The sequence below is a fragment of the Pseudarthrobacter sp. N5 genome (genome assembly GCF_050157035.1).
Classification (GTDB): Bacteria; Actinomycetota; Actinomycetes; order Actinomycetales; family Micrococcaceae; genus Arthrobacter.
Window position 1 is genome coordinate 2321200 of record NZ_CP189593.1, and the last position, 18011, is coordinate 2339210.

The window sequence follows — 18011 nt, forward strand, 5'->3', positions numbered from 1 at the left end:
ACGGACCCGCACCGGATCCTAGCCCGGGCCGCCGCGCACCGAACACCCACCAGCGTGAAGGGACAACGACATCAGAGAGCCTGGAAATATGCGGCCGGCAACAGCCAGGCGGATTCGTTCCGCCGTGCTGCTGGGGCTGCTTCCTGCGGCCCTGATGCTCTCCAGCTGCATTGCAGCTCCGGAACCGCCCAGCACCACCGGAGGGACGCTTTCTCAGCAGGCTGCCACTGCTTCCCCCGGAGTTCCTACCACCAGTGCTCCGCTGGAGACTACCCAGTCCTCAAACAAGGCGCCTGTCTATTGGATCGGCCGCAGCAACAACAACTCGTTCCTGTACAGGGAATTCCGGGAAGTGCCGGATCAGGAGAATCCCATTACCCGCGCGCTTCGCGCCATGATGTCGGACAAGCCGCTGGACCCGGACTTCTTTACGCCGTGGCAGAACCCAAACAAGCTCGCCACCTCGGTCTCGGGCAAGAACATCATCACCGTGGACGTCTCCGCTGACGCCTTCAACAGCAACCTTGACCCGGACATGGCCGAGCGGGCCATCCAGCAGCTGGTATACACGGCAACCGCGGCGGGAGCCAGCTCAGGACTGATCGACTCGGGCCAGCAGATCCAGGTGGTGGTGCTGGTGGAAGGCCATACCGACTATCTCGCCTTCAAGCATGTCAAGCTGGGTGCCCCGATGTCGCGGAGTACCGGGATGGTGGCCCCTGTGTGGATCATCGATCCGCAGGAAGGTACTGAAGTGCCGGACGGCAGCCTGAAGATCACCGGCCGCAGTACCGTTCCCGCCGGGAAGCTGCGCTGGCAGATCCTTCGTGTCCACGGCAACGGCGAGAAAAACTCGTACCTCAGTGGTGAGACCACCGCCGCGGCCAATCCCGCGGAGTCCGGCGTGTTCAACCTGGTGCTGAGCCTGGGGGCCGGGAAGTATGAACTGCGGGTTTCGCAGGTGGACCTTGGCCAAAGCGATCAAGAGTTGAACGTCGACACGAGGGGATTCACCGTCCGGTAGCTCTACCAGCGTCCCAGTACGTCGCTGGCCAGCACAACTGCAGCGGGCCCGGCGGTGGACGAGCGCAGGACATGATCACCGAGTAGTGCTGTCACGGCACCTGCACCGCGCATCCTGGTCACTTCGCGCTGGCTGATACCGCCTTCCGGCCCAACGATCAGCAGGATTTCGCGCGTTCCCCCGCTGCCTGCCGTCATCTGCCATGCCTCCAGCACCTGCCGCAATGGCTGGACGGCATCCTCGTGCAGAATGACCGCAAGGTCGGCTGCCGCTACTGCAGCCGTAAGGCCCTCGGTGTCGACGGCGGCGCGCACCGGCGGGATCCACGCCCGCCGCGCCTGTTTGGCAGCGGCCGTAACGACTGATGTCCATTTCGCATGGGCCTTCGCGGCGCGTTCGCCTTTCCACCGAACAATGGAACGCTCGGATTGCCACGGGATAATGGCGTCGATGCCCAGTTCTGTGGCTGTCTCAGCTGCCAGCTCGTCGCGGTCCCCCTTGGCCAGCGCCTGCACCAGGACCAGCCGGATGTCCGGCCGGTCCTCGACCGACACGGCAGAGCAATCCACCGTCAGTTCTGCCGGCGACGCCGCAGCTACGGTTCCGGTGACCCGCTTCCCGGCTCCGTCCGTAATATCGACCGGTTCGCCGGGAGCCAATCTCTTAACGGTGACGGCGTGACGGGCTTCCGGGCCCCGCAGCACGAACTGCCCGCCGGGGCGCACCTGGTCCAGCGTGCCCGCGGGACTGAAGAAGACCGGATTGCTCACCGCTACAGGTTACCGAACCGGTCCCGGAGCTTGGCAAAGACTCCGCCGCTGGCCGCGAGTTTCCCTTCGGTGAACTGCTCTCCACGGAGCTTGGCCAGTTGCCGCAGGAGATCCTCCTGGGCGGGATCAAGCCTGGACGGCGTATCCACCTGGAGGTGCACTTTGAGGTCTCCTCGACCGTAACCGCGCAGATGGGTCACTCCCAGGCCACGAAGCGTGACGATCTCGCCCGACTGCGTTCCAGACTTGACATCGATCTCCTGCAGGCCGTCGAAGGTATCCAGGCTCAGTTCCGTGCCGAGGGACGCCGCGGTCATGGGGATGTTGAGCGTGGCGTGGAGATCGTCGCCGTCGCGGACGTAGGTGGCGTCATTGTTGACGCGGATCTCCACATAAAGGTCTCCCGCGGGTCCTCCGGCGGGCCCGGCCTCGCCTTGGCCCGAAAGCTGGATGCGGGTGCCGGTGGCCACCCCGGCGGGTACCTTGATGGTCAATGAACGGCGGCTGCGGATTCTGCCCTGGCCGCTGCATTCGTTGCAGGGATCCTTGATGACGGTTCCAAAACCTTCGCAGCTGCCGCAGGGCGCGGCCGTCATGACCTGGCCGAGGATGGAGCGGACGGCACGCTGGATCTGACCGCTGCCACCGCAGATGTCGCAGCGCTCGGGGTGGCTGCCAGGCTGGCAGCACGAGCCCTCACACGTGGGGCAGGTGACGGCCGTGTCAACTTCCAGTTTCCTGTTGACCCCGAATACGGCATCGCGCAATTCAATCCGGACGCTGATGAGGGCATCCTGACCACGGCGGATCCGCGAGGCCGGGCCGGAAGAGCCGCCGGCCCCGAAGAAGGTGTCGAAGATGTCCTGGAAGGCGAATCCCTGTCCGGAATAACCTCCGCCGTAGCCATTATCCGTCCCGTTTTCGTTGCCCGTGGTATCATAGACGCGCCGCTTTTGGGCATCTGACAGGACCTCGTAGGCATGCGTGACCGCCTTGAAACGGTCCGATGCATCGTCACCGGGATTTACGTCCGGGTGCAGCGTGCGGGCCAACTTGCGGTAGGCCTTCTTGATCTCTTCTCCGGTGGCTTCCGGTGAGACTCCAAGAACGTCATAGTGGCTGCTCAAAGTTCGTATCTCTTCCCTGTTGTACTTCCTGTGGTGCAGTGAGCCTGGGTCCGTGCCATCACGGGCCCAGAATCCTCGATAGATAGCGGGCCACCGCGCGTACGGCGGCCATGGTGGTGGGGTAATCCATCCGGGTGGGTCCAAGGACACCGATCTTGGCGGTGCTGTCCGGGCCGTAGCCTGTGGCCACCACGGAGGCCTCGGCCAGCCCGACATAGGGGTTTTCGCGGCCGATGCTCACGGTGACGCCCCGCGGGTCCTGTGCCATGTCGCTGAGCAGGCGCAACATCACCACTTGCTCCTCGAGGGCTTCCAGGACGGGGCCGATACTCAGCGGAAAATCCACAGTGGACCTGGCCAGATTGGCGGTGCCAGCCATAACCATCCGCTCTTCCCTGCTGCTCAGTGCCAGCGCTTCAAGGCCCCTGCAGAGTGCCTGTGCGGCATCGCGCTGAGAGGGGCTGCACGCTGCGACCACGGCCGGAAGTGTCTGCGGCAGAAGATTCAGCGGCGTACCAGAAAGGCTGCCCAGAAACCTTGACCGCAGTGCAGCAAGGGCGTCGTCGCCGATTTCCTGGCCGGCATCGATGACCCGTTGCTCAACTTTTCCGGTATCAGCGATCAGCACCAAGAGGATCTGGCGGGGTGCAAGCAGGACAAATTCGATGTGCCGCACAGTTGCCCGGCTCAAATGCGGATACTGCACGACGGCGACCTGGCTGGTCAGTTGCGAGAGGATTCTTACAGTCCGGTCCAAGACGTCGTCGAGGTCATCCGAACCCTCAAGGAGAGACTGAATGGCACGGCGTTCTGCCTGCGACAGCGGCTTGACAGCCGAGATCTGGTCCACAAAGAGGCGATACCCCTTGTCCGTGGGAATCCGCCCGGCGCTGGTGTGCGGCGCCGTGATGAGACCTTCGTCTTCAAGGGCTGCCATGTCGTTGCGGATAGTGGCACTGGAGACGCCCAGATGATGGCGCTCCACCAGCGCCTTCGAGCCGACGGGTTCGCGGGAATGGACGTAGTCCTCAACAATGGCGCGCAACACTTCGAGCTTGCGTGGTTCGCTCATTTATCCACCTCCCATCAACCGTCACGGGGCTGGGGGCTCCTGCGGCCTCGCCAACCGATCATTAGCACTCGACATGCCTCAGTGCTAACCAGTCTAATATGAGTCGCCCTGTTGTTAGCATTGGTACCGCTCCGGGCGAATTCCCGGCGTTCACCGAGTGCGAGGCAGTGTAAAAGCATGCAGTACCAGAATTGGGGTCCGCAGGAACTCGCAGCCCCCGGAAGGAAAAACCTGCCTGAGGTGGCCGTTGAGCGTGGCATGGTCCTGGAGGATGTCCAGTCCGGCTGGGTGGGGGCTGTGACGCGGGTGGAGAAGTCCGGCGGAATGCATGTGGTGGCTCTTGAGGACCGTCGGGGCAAGTCACGCTCCTTCAGGCTGGGTTTCGGTTTCCTGCTCGAAGGCCGGCCCATCCGGCTCATGCCGCCGGCGCCGCGCCCCGCAGCCGGAACGGCCGCAACCCAACGAACTGCATCCGGGTCGGTCCGGGTAGCGGGACAGCGCGCGCAGGTGGCCAAAGCCAGCCGTATTTGGGTGGAAGGCAAGCACGACGCCGAACTCGTGGAGAAAGTATGGGGAGACGACCTCCGGGTGGAGGGGATCGTGGTCGAGCCTTTGCATGGCATCGACGATCTGACTGCAGCGGTGACTGCCTTCAGTCCGGGGCCAGGCCGCAGGCTGGGTGTGCTGGTTGACCATCTGGTCCCCGATTCAAAAGAATCAAGGATCGCCGAGGCCGTGATGTCCTCTCCCGGCGCGGCCGGCAATGTCCTCATTGTCGGCCACCCTTATGTGGATGTGTGGCAAGCGATTCGTCCGGGAGTGCTGGGAATCGAAAAATGGCCGGTGGTTCCCCGGGGGCTCGATTGGAAGACCGGGATCCTGACGGCGTTTGGCTGGCCGCATTCGAGCAAGGAAGACTTCGGTCTGGGCTGGCAGAAACTGCTGGGGGCAGTCCGCAGCTACGCGGATCTGGAGCCTTCGCTGCTGGGCCGGGTGGAAGAGGTCATCGACTTCCTCACCGAACCCTAGCGGCCTGGCACCACCCGTTTGACCAGCGATGTGCACGGCGGCGCCGCCATTCCGCCGCCGACCCAGTATTCTGGTTACGGCTGAGGCTCTTGGTTGCAGCCAGGCAACCAAGCCCCCAACGACGACGCACCAACGCATTCCGGAGGAAGACACCGTGGCAGAAAACGCACGTGAACACAGGGACAACCAGTCCGGCGAGGGCCGTCCCCAGTACCATGGCGTTCCGGCAAACGCGCTACCGCTGACGGCCAACGAAGACCGGCAATGGGCCACCCTGGCACACTTCGGTGGCATCCTCGGATGTGTCCCATCACTGCTGATTTACCTGATTTTCAAGGACCGCGGACCGTTCACCGCACAGGAATCCAAGGAAGCGCTGAACTTCACGCTGCCGCCTACCGTCGCTGCGGTCATCGCCAACATTCTGGTGCTGGTTCCCCTGGTCGGGAATCTTTTTGCAGTCCTGGCGACCCTGATCTGGATTGCGCTGACGTGCTTCTCGGTGGCCGCCGGCATCCGGGTCAACCGGGGGCAGCCGCACCGGTACGACCTGAACCTTCGCTGGATCAAGTAGCCGCGAACCGCTGCGCCTGAAGAAACACCGCGCCTGAAGAGGCCTGGAATCGGAACGAAAGATGCCCCATCAGTCCGGAAGGATCCGGCGTACCACGGCGTCCGCTAGCAGCCGGCCTTTGAGCGTCAGCGCCAGCTGGCCTGTGAATGCCGCTGCCGGATCCACGAGACCGTCGGCAATCAGGCCCGCCACCTCATAACGGCCGGATTCCGCCAACCCGTTGATAGCCAGGCCTGAGGCCAGGCGGGCCTCGAGCATGACCCGTTCCACGTTCCTGGTTGCGGCATCGAGAGTCTCCCTGCCTGCTGCTGGCGAAAGCCCTGAGGCCAGCCGTCCCGCGTAGGCGCTGGGGTGCTTCACGTTCCACCAGCGGACGCCACCCACATGAGAATGTGCGCCAGGGCCGATCCCCCACCAGTCGTCCCCGCGCCAGTAGGCAAGGTTGTGCCGGCACACCTGATCGGGCGTGCGGGACCAGTTGCTGACCTCATACCAGGCGAGGCCTGCCCGCGTCATCAATTCGTCGGCAAGTTCGTACTTCAAGGCGTGATCGTCGTCGTCGATTCCCGGAACCTCGCCACGACGGATCTGCGCGGCCAGTTTGGTGCCGTCCTCGACAATCAGCGCGTAGGCGCTGATGTGGTCCGGGCCGTAGGACAGTGCGGTCTCGAGCGAGTAGCGCCAGTCGGCCAGCGACTCCCCTGGCGTCCCGTAGATCAGGTCGAGGCTGACCGAGAGGCCCGCTTCCCGAGCCCACTCCACCGCTTGGGGCACCCGGCTGGGGGTATGCGTGCGGTCCAGCACTTTAAGGACGTGCGGAACAGCGGACTGCATCCCGAAGGACACCCTGGTGAAGCCTGCATCGGCGAGAATCCTCAATGATTCAGGAGAGACCGAATCCGGATTGGCTTCAGTGGTCACCTCGGCATCCGGCTCGATCCCCCACTCCCCTATGGCCGCCTCGAGAACCCGGGCAAGATCCCCGGCAGGCAGCAGAGTGGGCGTCCCGCCGCCAAAGAAAACGGTGCTGAGCGGGCGGAGCGGCAGTCCGGAGCCTTTCAGGGCATGCGCCGCCAGCCCGACTTCCGCGATGGCCGTGGAAGCGTACGCATCCTGTGATGCACCACCGCCGAGTTCAGTTGCCGTGTAGGTGTTGAAATCGCAATAGCCGCAACGCACGGCGCAGAAGGGGATGTGGACATACAGGCCGAAGCTGCGGTCCGCCGCGCCGTCGGCCGCCTGCGCAGGCAAGACGCCGTCCGACGGCGCGGGGTCACCCAGGGGAAGAACGCTAGGCATTGCTGCGGCCTACGGTATTTCCGGCCACGGTCATCACTACTTTTTGGCCTTGTCCTTGGATTCGTCAGTGGTGAGCGCTGCGATGAAGGCTTCCTGCGGTACTTCCACGCGGCCCACCATCTTCATGCGCTTCTTGCCTTCCTTCTGCTTTTCCAGAAGTTTGCGTTTACGCGTGATGTCACCGCCGTAGCATTTGGCCAGAACGTCCTTGCGGATGGCCCGGATGCTTTCCCGGGCGATGATGCGGGAACCGATAGCGGCCTGGATGGGTACTTCGAACTGCTGGCGCGGGATGAGCTCGCGCAGCTTTCCGGTCATCATCACACCGTAGGCGTAGGCCTTGTCACGGTGCGTGATGGCGGAGAAGGCATCGACCTGCTCACCCTGGAGCATGATGTCCACCTTGACGAGGTCGGCCACTTGCTCGCCGTCGGCCTTCCAGTCCAACGACCCATAGCCGCGGGTCTTGGACTTGAGGATATCGAAGAAGTCGAAGACGATTTCGGCCAGCGGCAGGCGGTACCGGATTTCCACCCGGTCTTCGGAGAGATAGTCCATGCCGCCCATGACGCCGCGGCGGCTCTGGCACAGCTCCATGATGGCGCCGACAAACTCGTTGGGCGCCAAGATCGTGGCGGAAACCATCGGCTCGCGGACCTCGGCGATTTTACCTGTGGGGTACTCGCTGGGGTTGGTGACGTGGATGACCTTCTTGTCCTCCAGCGTCACCTCGTACTCCACGTTGGGAGCGGTGGAGATCAGGTCCAGGTTGTACTCGCGTTCGAGGCGCTCACGGGTGATTTCCAGATGAAGCAGGCCAAGGAAACCCACACGGAACCCGAAGCCCAGCGCAGCGGACGTCTCGGGTTCGTAGACGAGCGCGGCATCGTTGAGCATCAGCTTCTCCAACGCATCGCGGAGCGCTGGATAGTCTGTGCCGTCCAACGGATACAGACCGGAGAAAACCATGGGCTTGGCGTCGGCATAGCCGCCCAGAGACTCCGAGGCAGGCTTGGCCAGATTGGTCACGGTGTCGCCGACCTTTGACAGTCGGACGTCCTTCACACCAGTGATCAGGTAGCCGACCTCGCCGACGCCCAGACCCTTGGAGGGGGTGGGCTCCGGGGAGCTGACACCGATTTCCAGGAGCTCGTGGGTGGCGCGGGTGGACATCATCTGGATCCGCTCCCGCGGATGCAGCATGCCATCCACCACACGCACGTAGGTGACCACGCCGCGGTAGGTGTCGTAGACCGAATCGAAGATCATGGCGCGTGCCGGGGCGTCGGGGTTCCCGACCGGGGCTGGAAGGTCCCTGACAATCTTGTCCAACAGCGCCTCGACTCCGGCGCCCGTCTTGCCGGAAACCCGGAGCACGTCTTCGGGGTTGCCGCCGATGAGGCTTGCCAGTTCCGCAGCATATTTCTCCGGCTGCGCGGCTGGAAGGTCGATCTTGTTCAGCACCGGGATGATCGTCAGGTTGTTTTCCATCGCCAGGTACAGGTTAGCCAGCGTCTGGGCCTCGATGCCCTGCGCGGCGTCCACCAGCAGCACGGCGCCTTCACAGGCGGCCAGTGAGCGGGAAACCTCATAGGTGAAGTCCACGTGACCCGGGGTGTCGATCATATTCAATGCATAGCCGACGCCGTCCAATTCCCAGGGCATGCGTACCGCCTGGGACTTGATGGTGATGCCGCGCTCGCGCTCGATATCCATGCGGTCCAGATACTGCGCCTTCATGTCGCGGGACTGAACGACGCCGGTGAACTGCAGCATGCGGTCGGCCAGCGTGGATTTACCGTGGTCGATGTGCGCGATGATGCAGAAATTCCGAATGATGGCCGGATCTGTCGCGGCGGGCACCGGGGCGGTGCGGGCCATGGGAGACACGCAGGGTCCTTACTGTTGGCATTCGCGCGGCGTCTGCCAGGACGTAGTTAACCCACCCTGCACGGCTGCCGCATATCTGAACCTCCAGTCTCCCACGTCCGCGCCCCTCACACAGCATTCCGCACAGGGGCGGCATCGGATGGGCGGTATGGTGTCCGCATGGCCATAAACCTCCGCTCCCTCGGAAATTTTGTCCGCACCTCAGCCCGCATAGTCACAAAGCTGCGGTCTGCCGTGGCAGGCAACTCTGACCGGCCCGTGGCGCGCGCGGCTCCCGGGCCGGCTGGTGGCAGCCCGCACGCCCGCGGTGGAACGGCAGAGCTTTCCAGCGCCTACCCAGGTGACTTTCAGGGCGTCTCCACGGTCCGGTACGCCCCGGCACCTGATGGCAGCCCCGATCCAGGTGAAGTTGTATGGACCTGGGTTCCGTTTGAAGAGGACCATACCCGGGGCAAGGACAGGCCGGTACTGCTGATCGGCGGCAACGGAAGCTATCTGCTAGGGCTGATGCTGACCAGCAAAGATCATGATCAGGACCGCCGTGGCGGCAACGACTATGTGGACGTCGGGACAGGCACTTGGGACCGGCTGGGGCGCCCCAGCGAGGTGAAACTCGACCGTATTCTGCAGATCTGCCCGGCGGATATCCGCCGCGAAGGGGCTGTCCTGGACTGTTCCCGCTTTGAGCTGGTTGCTGCCGGTCTGCGCCGCCGACACGCCTGGTCCTAGCCGCACTCCACCGGTAGGTTGCTTGCATTTCCGTCAGATCTGCTATTCTTTATAGCTGTGTGTCCGTGCAGGTCGACGGCCACTGATGGTTGGCCGCCATAGGTATCCCCACGCCGCTCAGTCAATGGCCAATCTGAAAGCCCTCTAGACCATCTTCCGCTTTAAAAAGAGAGTTCACACGTGGCTAATATCAAGTCCCAGAAGAAGCGCATCCTGACCAACGAAAAGGCTCGCCTGCGCAACAACGCAGTCAAGTCCGAGCTGAAGACGGCCATCCGCGCCGTCAACACCGCCGTTGAGTCCACTGACAAGGAAGCTGCTGCTGCTGCACTGGTTGCTGCCGGCCGCAAGCTGGACAAGGCTGTCAGCAAGGGCGTTCTTCACAAGAACAACGCTGCAAACCGCAAGTCGGCCATCTCCAAGAAGGTCAACGCGCTCTAAGGTTTTCCAGTTCAACTGAACTGACGATTATGGCCGGCACCCCAGGTGCCGGCCATATGTCGTTTAAGGAGCGTTCTCGTTTAAGCCCTGAGGTACAGTTAACCGCGCCGAACCGACGTGGCGATCACCGTGACGGCATGCTCGACTGCATAAACAGGGTCACGGGAAAGTCCTTTGACCTGTGCATCGGCCTCCGCAGTCACCTGTAGGGAGCGGACCAGGCCCTCAGGCGTCCACCGCCGGACGTCACGCTGTGCCTGCTCCACCAGCCAGGGCTGCATGCCGAGCTCCCTGGCAATCTGTGCCGATGACCCCTGGGTCCCTGCCACTTTCGCGAGGGTTCGCAGTTTCGCTGCCAATGCTGCCACCAGGGGAACAGGATCTGCTCCTGTGGCGAGTGCGTGGCGGAGGGTGGACAGCGCCACGGGTCCGTTTCCGGCCATAGCGGCATCAGCGACTTTAAAGGCCGTGGATTCGATACGCCCGCCGTAGTAGCGGTCCACCATCCTGGCGTCGACTCCGGTCGCGGCGTCGGCCACCAGCTGGCTGCATGCTGCTGCCAGCTCCGAGAGGTTTGCCCCTACCGCATTGACCAAGGCCTGAACCGCCGCCGAATCGATGCGACGCCCGGCAGCTTTGAACTCGGAAACCACAAATTCGGTCTTGTCTGCGTCTTTCTTCAGCGGCTGGCAGTCCACCACCGGCCAGCCGCCTGCTTTGACGGCATCCAACAACTTCTTGCCCCGGACTCCGCCACCGTGGCGGAGCACCAGCACCGCCTCGGGTTCCGGGTTGGCCAGGTACGCCAGTCCGTCTGCCAGAAAGGCGTCGTTCATGGACTCCAGTCCCTCCACCTCGATCAGTTTGCTCTCGCCGAAAAGCGACGGACTGACGTTCATTGCCAATGATCCTGATTCGTAGCTCCCGGCATTAAGGCGCGTGAGTTCGACATCCGGGGACGCCGCCCGGACCTGTGAACGGATGCGGTCCATGGATCGGATGCCGAGGTATTCTTCCGGACCACCGATGAGTACCACACGGGCAGGCGTCACATCCCGCCAGGTGGCCGAGTTGGGCGCCGGGGTCCTGTTGCGTTGGGTCTGGGCAGCGGCCACTCTTGGTTCCTCCAGGAAATCGGATTGCAGACTCCAAGCCTGCCACGCCGGGCTGGAAGCACCAAGCCATGGCGTATGTGCGGCCTGCCGGAGTGGCCGCGTGGCCTGCCCGGGTGGTTAGTGCCCTGGAACGTGGGTATACGGTCGATTCCACGCGCAACCCCGGCATGGGCGGCGCGGATGAACAGCCAGGTGTCCGCGGGACGTAATGCCAGCCAGAGCGTCAGCAGAGTGAGCATTGAACAGAGCACCATGGTGAACAGCCCGAAAACACCTTCCGGCCATGGCAATGCTGCGCCCGGAAGTCCCGACATAAACCGTGCGATTCTCGCTACACCGGCCGCAGACGTCCCTGCGGCTGCGATGAGTGGCGCCGCCAGCCATGGTGCCAGGGGTACCAGCGGAACAGCGGCCGTCCCTAAGATGGTGACAGGAGCCACCAGCGGCGCCGCCACCACATTGGCAAGAAAAGAATATGTAGTGAACTGGGGTTGCAGGATGACAATGGCCGGGCCGCACAGCAATTGCGCAGACAACGGCACAGCAACTCCTGCGGCCACCCAGCGGGGCACGGCGGAAGGCATCCACTCCATCAGCCGCTTCCCCAAGACAACGATCCCCAGCGTTGCCAGGACCGACAACAGGAAACCGAAGCTCACGGCCAGCCCCGGGTCAAGCAACATCAGTCCGATCACCGCCAGGCAAAGGAAACTCAGACCGCGCCCGGTCCGGCCGCCAGCGAGTGATGCCAGTGCAATGGAGCCCATCAATGCCGCCCTCAGGACACTGGCATCCGGCCCCACCAGCAAGACGAAGAATCCAAGGCCTGCCAGCGCGAAGCAGGCGGCGGGCACCCTGGGCAGCCTCAGGCTGCGCGCTGCCAGCAACAGTGCGCCCAGAATGAGGCTGCAATTTGCACCGCTGACTGCCGTGAGGTGTGTCATTCCGACAGTTTTCATGGCAGCGCTGAGTTGCTCGTCCAGCGCACTGGTGTCACCGGTGACCATGCCTGGCAGAAGGCCACGGGCATCCTGACCCAGCCAAGCGGCCGCATCAAGGTAATGGCCACGCAGTTCCTCCGGCGCAACCTCCCACGCAGCCGGATCACCGACCACCACGGGCGGGGATGATGCGGAGAGAACTCCGGCTTCCGTTTGGCCTGCGTCGGATTGTTTCAGTTTTCCCGTGGTTCTGATCATCTGGCCTGGCACCGCATGCTCCCAATCCGGGCCGCCCAGGATTACCAGCTCCGCTGCGCCAAAGACTACCTGTCCGCTGACTGCTATAGATCGGACGCGGACCGGGACAGACCACCGGCTGGATGGGCTGCCGTACCCGGCCATTTTGAGCTCGCGCGCGGCGCCGGTAACTTCGACTTCGGCTACCACACTGGCACCAGCGGAAACTGCCCCAGCCAGCGGCCCCTCATGGCGCTGGGATGAGGAAACGGCCGAGTGCGCTGCTGCCGCAACGGCGAGCAGCAGTCCCGCAGCGAGGGTCGTCAGGAAGCTCCGCGGGGCGGAGCCCGATACCTTCCGCTGGCGGAGGATCAGCAGTATCAGGGGCGTCGAACAAGCCAACAGCCCGCAGCAGACCAGTACCAGCCCGGTTGGCGGAAGCCACACGCCGGCAATGGCCGCGCCCCACACAAGGAGAGCTGGTGGCGCCAATCGCAGATCAGTTCGCCGCCGGGTTTGGCCGGCGTCGCATGATGCGCTGGTCTCTGGACGGAGCAAAGTCCCAAGCTGTTTGCGGATGCGGATGCGGAAACCGGCACCGGCACCGGCACGTTTAGACGGCTGCGGGGACGTGGTGATTCCTGCCTCTCCCAGCTGCGCCGCACGCGCGTGACCGCGCAGGCTCTGAGGACTTGCACCGGCACGCGCCGGCTGACCCTCGACCCACGGCTCCAGACGCTCCGGCTCGAGGGGCTCCGGCCCCGCACCAACAGCCGGTGGCCGGACTGCAGCCTCGACAAACCGCTGCCAGCGGCTGGGCTGCCTCATCAACGCTCGCCGTTGTCCTGGGTGGATATCATCTCAGATTCTCACCAGCGGAATCAGGGTTTCCAGCATCTTGGGGCCAACGCCGTCTACCGCATCGAGTTCCTCAACAGCCTTGAAGGGGCCGTGATCTTTTCGCCAGTCAAGAATCCTCTGTGCCAGGACCGGCCCGACTCTGGGCAGCGTCCCGAGTTCCTCAAGGCCGGCGGTGTTGAGATTTATCAGCGACCCGGCGGCAGGCGCGCCGGCATCAGTGCCACTCCCCCCGCCCGCGGGCCCGCCCACGGCGTCCTCTGGCAGGACCTCGCCCGGCTGGGGCACATAGATTTTCTGGCCGTCCTTGAGAATCGCGGCCAGATTCAGCCGGTCAAGGTCGGCGGAGGCGTTGTGCCCGCCCGCCGCCTCGATGGCGGTGTGGATTCTGCTGCCCTGCGGCAATTCCACCACTCCGGGATGGCTCACGGCACCGGCCACATGGACCACGATTCTTGTCGCAGGCGATTCGGGATGATCCGGGCCCCCGGAGTCCTGCGGACCGGCCCCCGCCGGTGGTGGCTGTCCGTCTGCGGCCTCCCCGGTGCTGCCGCCGTCCGTGGCGGTCACGCCGCTCAGCGGGATGACTTCGGTGTGGGCGGTTGATACCTGCCACCAGAACCAGCAGCCAAGCAGCAGTGACACAATACCCATCAGGACCGCTGCCCGGAGTCCCAGCCTCCATCTGAGTCCTGCGCCGGCCGTGGTGGCTGCGGCAGGGGTGTTTCCACCGCCGTGAGAAGCGTCCAGAGCGGTACCGGCAGGCAAATCCGCGGGCTTATGGGAATCCTGTCCGGCTACGCGGGCATGAGCGCCGCTGCGGCCGTAGGTGAATTCCGGCTGACCTTCACCTGCGTCCAGCAAGCCTGCTGCCGGATGGCCGAGGCTGGCCCGCAACCGGGATTGCGCCCGGCGCGCCGGATGCCCGGCGGAGGCTGCAGTATCCCGGCGTGGCATCTGCCCACCGTAGCTGGCCTGGTTCGCCTTACGCAGCGCCAGGTTCTGCTATGTGGATAGCGTGGGCGGAAGACGCACAGGCTGGCCCCTTTGGCGTTTCTCTGGCTCGTGTGAGGCGTGAGAGTCGGCGGGCGCCGGAGGGGGCAGAGTCACAGCCCCCTCCACAGCGGCCATGCTTTCGCCCACAATGACAGCCAGGACGCCCAGGCCGGCGTGCGCAGCGAGGACCGCGGGCAATGAGCTGATCGGGATGGGCGGAGCATCGGCAAGCGCGGCTGCCAGCCGGGCGGAAAGCTGTTCCGCCTCGTCCTTGTTGCCGAAATGATGAACGGCCAGGCGGGCCGCCCCTGCTGGCCGGGAGCCAACATCCGCCGCAACAATCTCTTCTAGCCGCGCCATCGCTTTCGACGCCGAGCGGACTCTTTCCAGCGGGACGATCTTGCCGTCGTCGACCGCCAGAATGGGCTTAATGGAGAACATGGTTCCCAGAAAGGAAGCGGCAGCGCCGATCCGTCCGCCACGCCGTAGCTGTTCAAGGCTTGGCACGTAGAAGTAGACCTTGGTCCGCGCTAGCCGTTCCTCGGCAAATACTCGGACCTCCGCGGCGCCTCGGCCATCGGCGGCAGCAACCACCGCGCTTTGGACACCCATGCCCAGCGCCATCCCAACGGTCCTGGAATCGAGCACTTCCACCGGGATGCCCACCCGGCCCGCCGCAAGCCTGGCGGAGTCCGCTGTGCCGGACAGCTCGCCGGAAATATGAATGGACACCACCGCCTCGAATCCGAGCCGTTCGGCCGCAAGAAACGCCTGCTCAAATTGCCCCGGCGACGGCCGCGAAGTCTTCACAGATCTGCCGGTCGCCAGGGCCACAGCTATGGTTTCGACGATGTTGTCTTCGCCCTCGCCGTAGATCTCCTCGCCCACCATCACCGGCATGGGAACCACAGTGAGCCGGCCGTCGCCTGAAAAGGCGGTCACCCACTCAGCCGGCAGAGCTGCTGCGGAATCAGTCACGACCGCAGTGCGCACAACGACGCCAGGCTCGCGCGCGGCCGGGACAGGCCCCTGCGCGGTCTTCGGGCGGAGGCGGACGAGGCGGTCCTTCAGCCATGTCCAGCCAACCGACTCGCCGTCAGGCACTGCGCACCTCCTGCCGTTGTGGCCGTGCGCCGGATGCAGACCGGCGGACGGATCCCGATTATGCCGGGACGATGTTGACCAGTTTAGGCGCCCGCACAATTACTGTGCGTATGCTGCGGCCGTCCAGGGCACGCTGGACGTTTTCAGAAGCCAACGCCAGCTCGCGGAGTTCAGCTTCGGAAACATCAGGTGACACGTCCAGACGGTCACGGACCTTTCCCTGCACCTGCACAACGGCGGTGACGGTGTCCTGCACCAGCAGAGATTCGTCATGGGCGGGCCAGCCCGCGTTGGCCACCGAGGCCGGGTGCCCCAGCACGCTCCACAGATCCTCGGCGGTGTACGGGGCGAACAGGCTCAGGATCACCGACACTGCTTCGGTGGCTTCCCGGACCGCCGGATCGGCGCCGCCCGCACCAGTGTCAATGACCTTGCGTGTGGCGTTGACCAGCTCCATCAGTTTTGCGACAACGACGTTGAACTTGTTGTGATCCAGCAGCTCAGCGGCGTCCGCAATGGTTCTGTGTGTGACCGTGCGCAGGGCGCGGTCGCCGGCGGTGAAGTCAACGCCAGGTTCGCTCGCCACGTCCTGCCCCAACCGCCAGGCACGTGCCAGGAACTTGGCCGAGCCCGACGGCGAAACGTCCGCCCAGTCGACGTCGTCCTCGGGCGGGGAAGCGAAGATCATCGTCAGGCGCACGGCGTCGACGCCGAACTTGTCCAGCTGTTCGCCGAGGTCGACGCCATTGCCCAAGGACTTGCTCATGGCCTTGCCGCCGTTGAGGACCTGACCCTGGTTCAGCAGCGCACTGAAGGGCTCGCTGGCTTCAATCAGCCCAAGATCGTTGATGACTTTGGTGAAGAAGCGGGCGTAGAGCAGGTGCAGGATGGCGTGCTCCACACCACCGACGTACTGGCCCACAGGCATCCAGTCGTTGATCTTTGCGGGATCGAACGGGCCCTCGGTGTAGTCCGGGGAGACGAAGCGCAGGAAGTACCAGGACGAGTCCACGAAGGTGTCCATGGTGTCCGTGTCACGCTTGGCCGGGCCGTGGCACGTGGGGCACTCTACGTTGACCCAGACTTCGGCCGCGGCCAGCGGGGAGGTGCCCTTCGGGGCAAGATCCTCTCCGCGCAGGTCGGCCGGCAGGGTCACGGGCAGTTGCTCATCGGGAACAGGAACCTCGCCGCATTCGGCGCAGTGGATGATGGGGATGGGCGTACCCCAGAAGCGCTGGCGGCTGAGCAGCCAGTCGCGCAGCCGGAAGTTCACGAACTTCTGGCCGGTTCCCAGTTTTTCCAGGATCCTGATGGCCGCCGGAACCCCCTCTGACTTGGGCAGTCCGTTCAGCTCGCCGGAATTGATGAGAGTTCCCTCCCCCGCCGTCGCGATTCCGGAAACTGCCGGATCTTCTTCCCCGGTATCCAGAACTGCCCGCACCGGCAAGCCAAAGGCCTTGGCGAAGTCGAGGTCGCGCTGGTCATGCGCGGGTACTGCCATGATGGCGCCCGTGCCGTAGTCGGCCAGGACGTAGTCGGCGGCCCAGACGGGCAGCTTTTCTCCGTTGAGCGGATTGATGGCGTAGCGGCCCGTGAACACGCCCGTCTTTTCACGTTCGGTGGACTGGCGTTCGATCTCGGTCAGGGCCTTGACCTTGTCCAGGTAGTCATCCAGTGCCTGGGCGTGTTGGTCTGTCACAAGTTCCAGCGCCAGCGGAGCATCGGCGGCCACGACGAAAAACGTTGCACCATACAGGGTGTCGGGGCGGGTGGTGAAGACGCTGACGTCCTTGGCAGCCATCCCGGCGTGGGCCTCGATGGCGAAGGTGACGTGAGCGCCTTCGGAGCGTCCGATCCAGTTCTTCTGCATGGCAAGCACGCGCTCTGGCCAGTGGCCCCGCAGCTGCTCCATGTCATCCAGCAGCCGGTCAGCGTAGTCGGTGATCTTGAAATACCACTGGTTCAGAGACTTTTTGGTCACCGGGGTGCCGCAACGTTCGCAGGCACCATTAACCACCTGTTCGTTGGCCAGGACAGTCTGGTCCTTGGGGCACCAGTTAACCGGGTGGTCCTTGCGGTAGGCCAGGCCCCGCTCATAGAACCGTTTGAACAGCCACTGCGTCCAGCGGTAGTATCCGGGATCTGAAGTGTGCAGGCGACGGGACCAGTCGGCCGAGATGGCGTACCGCTTGAAGGACGCAGCTTGCGTCTCGATGTTGGCGTAGGTCCACTCGCTCGGGTGGGCGTTGCGCTTGATCGCGGCGTTCTCTGCCGGCAGGCCGAAGGAATCCCATCCGATCGGGTGCAGGACGTCAAAGCCCTTCTGGCGCAGGTAACGCGCCACAACGTCCCCCATGGCGAACGCTTCGGCGTGACCCATGTGCAGGTCCCCGGAGGGGTACGGGAACATGTCCAGCACGTAGCGACGCTCGCGGGAGCCGTCGTCAACGGGCGTGAAGACCTTGAGGTCTTCCCAGACCTGCGGCCACTTGGCCTCCATCGACGCGAAGCTGTAGACACCCTCCTCAGGTGCCTCCGCTGCGATAGCTGACTGTGCTGTTCCGGTATCTGTCTCCGGCTGAACGCTCACTGCTGCCCTCTTCTGTTCTGTCATAACGTTTGCCGTCTGCTGCGGGCCCCGGAAGGTCCCGGACACACAAAAGCCCCTCGGCGAAGAGGGGCGGCCGCTCGGTTATCGATGCTCAAATATCGACGTTCTCCGGGCGGCTAGCTAAGCAGAAGGATCGCACGCATACAACTACTTTAGCGCACAGGGGTGACAGGCGGCGTTTCGAGGGCGGCGGC

General features: G+C 64.1%; 15 protein-coding genes. 5 read left to right on the forward strand and 10 right to left on the reverse strand.

The annotated features are described in order from the left end of the window. Positions 1-88: 88 nt before the first annotated feature. Positions 89-1024 carry a GerMN domain-containing protein gene (locus tag ACQCST_RS11170; protein WP_426995855.1) on the forward strand — a complete coding sequence of 312 codons (936 nt, stop codon included), beginning with the start codon at positions 89-91 and terminating at the stop codon, positions 1022-1024. Between the two features lie 2 nt (positions 1025-1026). Here ACQCST_RS11170 and ACQCST_RS11175 read toward each other — a convergent pair whose 3' ends face one another. From ACQCST_RS11175 to hrcA, 3 genes are read right to left on the reverse strand one after another with little or no spacing between them, the layout of a single operon-like run. Next, positions 1027-1794 carry a 16S rRNA (uracil(1498)-N(3))-methyltransferase gene (locus ACQCST_RS11175; protein ID WP_426995856.1) on the reverse strand — a complete coding sequence of 256 codons (768 nt, stop codon included), beginning with the start codon at positions 1792-1794 and terminating at the stop codon, positions 1027-1029. A gap of 2 nt (positions 1795-1796) precedes the next feature. Further along, on the reverse strand, positions 1797-2921 hold the full coding sequence (gene dnaJ / locus ACQCST_RS11180; RefSeq protein ID WP_426995857.1) for a molecular chaperone DnaJ: 1125 nt from the start codon (positions 2919-2921) through the stop codon (positions 1797-1799). Between the two features lie 58 nt (positions 2922-2979). Then, positions 2980-3993, reverse strand: a complete 1014-nt coding sequence (gene hrcA, locus ACQCST_RS11185) for a heat-inducible transcriptional repressor HrcA (protein WP_426995858.1) — start codon at positions 3991-3993, stop codon at positions 2980-2982. Positions 3994-4170: 177 nt separating this feature from the next. On the opposite strand from hrcA, the gene ACQCST_RS11190 reads away from it, so the two are divergent. Together ACQCST_RS11190 and ACQCST_RS11195 are read left to right on the forward strand one after the other, a co-directional pair. Then, complete coding sequence (locus ACQCST_RS11190; RefSeq protein ID WP_426995859.1) at positions 4171-5022, forward strand: DUF3097 domain-containing protein; 852 nt, start codon at positions 4171-4173, stop codon at positions 5020-5022. A gap of 154 nt (positions 5023-5176) precedes the next feature. Continuing rightward, a complete protein-coding gene (locus ACQCST_RS11195; protein WP_426995860.1) occupies positions 5177-5596 on the forward strand; it encodes a DUF4870 domain-containing protein in 420 nt (139 codons plus the stop codon). A gap of 69 nt (positions 5597-5665) precedes the next feature. On the opposite strand, the gene hemW is transcribed toward ACQCST_RS11195, so the two are convergent. Together hemW and lepA are read right to left on the reverse strand one after the other, a co-directional pair. Continuing rightward, positions 5666-6895, reverse strand: coding sequence for a radical SAM family heme chaperone HemW (hemW, locus tag ACQCST_RS11200; protein WP_426995861.1), 1230 nt, complete (start codon positions 6893-6895; stop codon positions 5666-5668). A gap of 36 nt (positions 6896-6931) precedes the next feature. Continuing rightward, positions 6932-8785 carry a translation elongation factor 4 gene (lepA, locus tag ACQCST_RS11205; protein ID WP_426995862.1) on the reverse strand — a complete coding sequence of 618 codons (1854 nt, stop codon included), beginning with the start codon at positions 8783-8785 and terminating at the stop codon, positions 6932-6934. 159 nt (positions 8786-8944) lie between these two features. Here lepA and ACQCST_RS11210 point away from each other — a divergent pair, with 159 nt between their 5' ends. Then, entirely contained in the window at positions 8945-9514 is a 570-nt protein-coding gene (locus ACQCST_RS11210; RefSeq protein ID WP_426995863.1) for a type II toxin-antitoxin system PemK/MazF family toxin, read from the forward strand. A 180-nt stretch (positions 9515-9694) separates the two neighbouring features. Then, positions 9695-9955, forward strand: coding sequence for a 30S ribosomal protein S20 (gene rpsT, locus ACQCST_RS11215; protein ID WP_426995864.1), 261 nt, complete (start codon positions 9695-9697; stop codon positions 9953-9955). 98 nt (positions 9956-10053) lie between these two features. Here rpsT and holA read toward each other — a convergent pair whose 3' ends face one another. Genes holA through leuS form a run of 5 tightly spaced genes read right to left on the reverse strand, consistent with a single transcriptional unit; the run spans position 10054 to position 17796 of the window. Continuing rightward, positions 10054-11070 carry a DNA polymerase III subunit delta gene (gene holA, locus ACQCST_RS11220; protein ID WP_426995865.1) on the reverse strand — a complete coding sequence of 339 codons (1017 nt, stop codon included), beginning with the start codon at positions 11068-11070 and terminating at the stop codon, positions 10054-10056. Further along, complete coding sequence (locus tag ACQCST_RS11225; protein ID WP_426995866.1) at positions 11004-13076, reverse strand: ComEC/Rec2 family competence protein; 2073 nt, start codon at positions 13074-13076, stop codon at positions 11004-11006. Before ACQCST_RS11225 ends, holA begins: the two co-directional genes overlap by 67 nt. Positions 13077-13109: 33 nt before the next feature. Continuing rightward, entirely contained in the window at positions 13110-14063 is a 954-nt protein-coding gene (locus ACQCST_RS11230) for a helix-hairpin-helix domain-containing protein (protein WP_426995867.1), read from the reverse strand. A 48-nt stretch (positions 14064-14111) separates the two neighbouring features. Continuing rightward, a complete protein-coding gene (locus ACQCST_RS11235) occupies positions 14112-15206 on the reverse strand; it encodes a DegV family protein (protein ID WP_426995868.1) in 1095 nt (364 codons plus the stop codon). A 58-nt stretch (positions 15207-15264) separates the two neighbouring features. Beyond that, complete coding sequence (gene leuS / locus ACQCST_RS11240) at positions 15265-17796, reverse strand: leucine--tRNA ligase (RefSeq protein ID WP_426995869.1); 2532 nt, start codon at positions 17794-17796, stop codon at positions 15265-15267. Positions 17797-18011: the final 215 nt, after the last annotated feature.

Excerpts from the sequence above, each read along its gene's own strand:
- hemW (WP_426995861.1), bottom strand. The coding sequence starts at position 6,895 with ATGCCTAGCGTTCTTCCCCTGGGTGACCCCGCGCCGTCGGACGGCGTC.
- hrcA (WP_426995858.1), bottom strand. The coding sequence starts at position 3,993 with ATGAGCGAACCACGCAAGCTCGAAGTGTTGCGCGCCATTGTTGAGGAC.
- ACQCST_RS11230 (WP_426995867.1), bottom strand. The coding sequence starts at position 14,063 with ATGCCACGCCGGGATACTGCAGCCTCCGCCGGGCATCCGGCGCGCCGG.
- ACQCST_RS11170 (WP_426995855.1), top strand. The coding sequence starts at position 89 with ATGCGGCCGGCAACAGCCAGGCGGATTCGTTCCGCCGTGCTGCTGGGG.
- ACQCST_RS11210 (WP_426995863.1), top strand. The coding sequence starts at position 8,945 with ATGGCCATAAACCTCCGCTCCCTCGGAAATTTTGTCCGCACCTCAGCC.
- ACQCST_RS11225 (WP_426995866.1), bottom strand. The coding sequence starts at position 13,076 with ATGAGGCAGCCCAGCCGCTGGCAGCGGTTTGTCGAGGCTGCAGTCCGG.
- ACQCST_RS11190 (WP_426995859.1), top strand. The coding sequence starts at position 4,171 with ATGCAGTACCAGAATTGGGGTCCGCAGGAACTCGCAGCCCCCGGAAGG.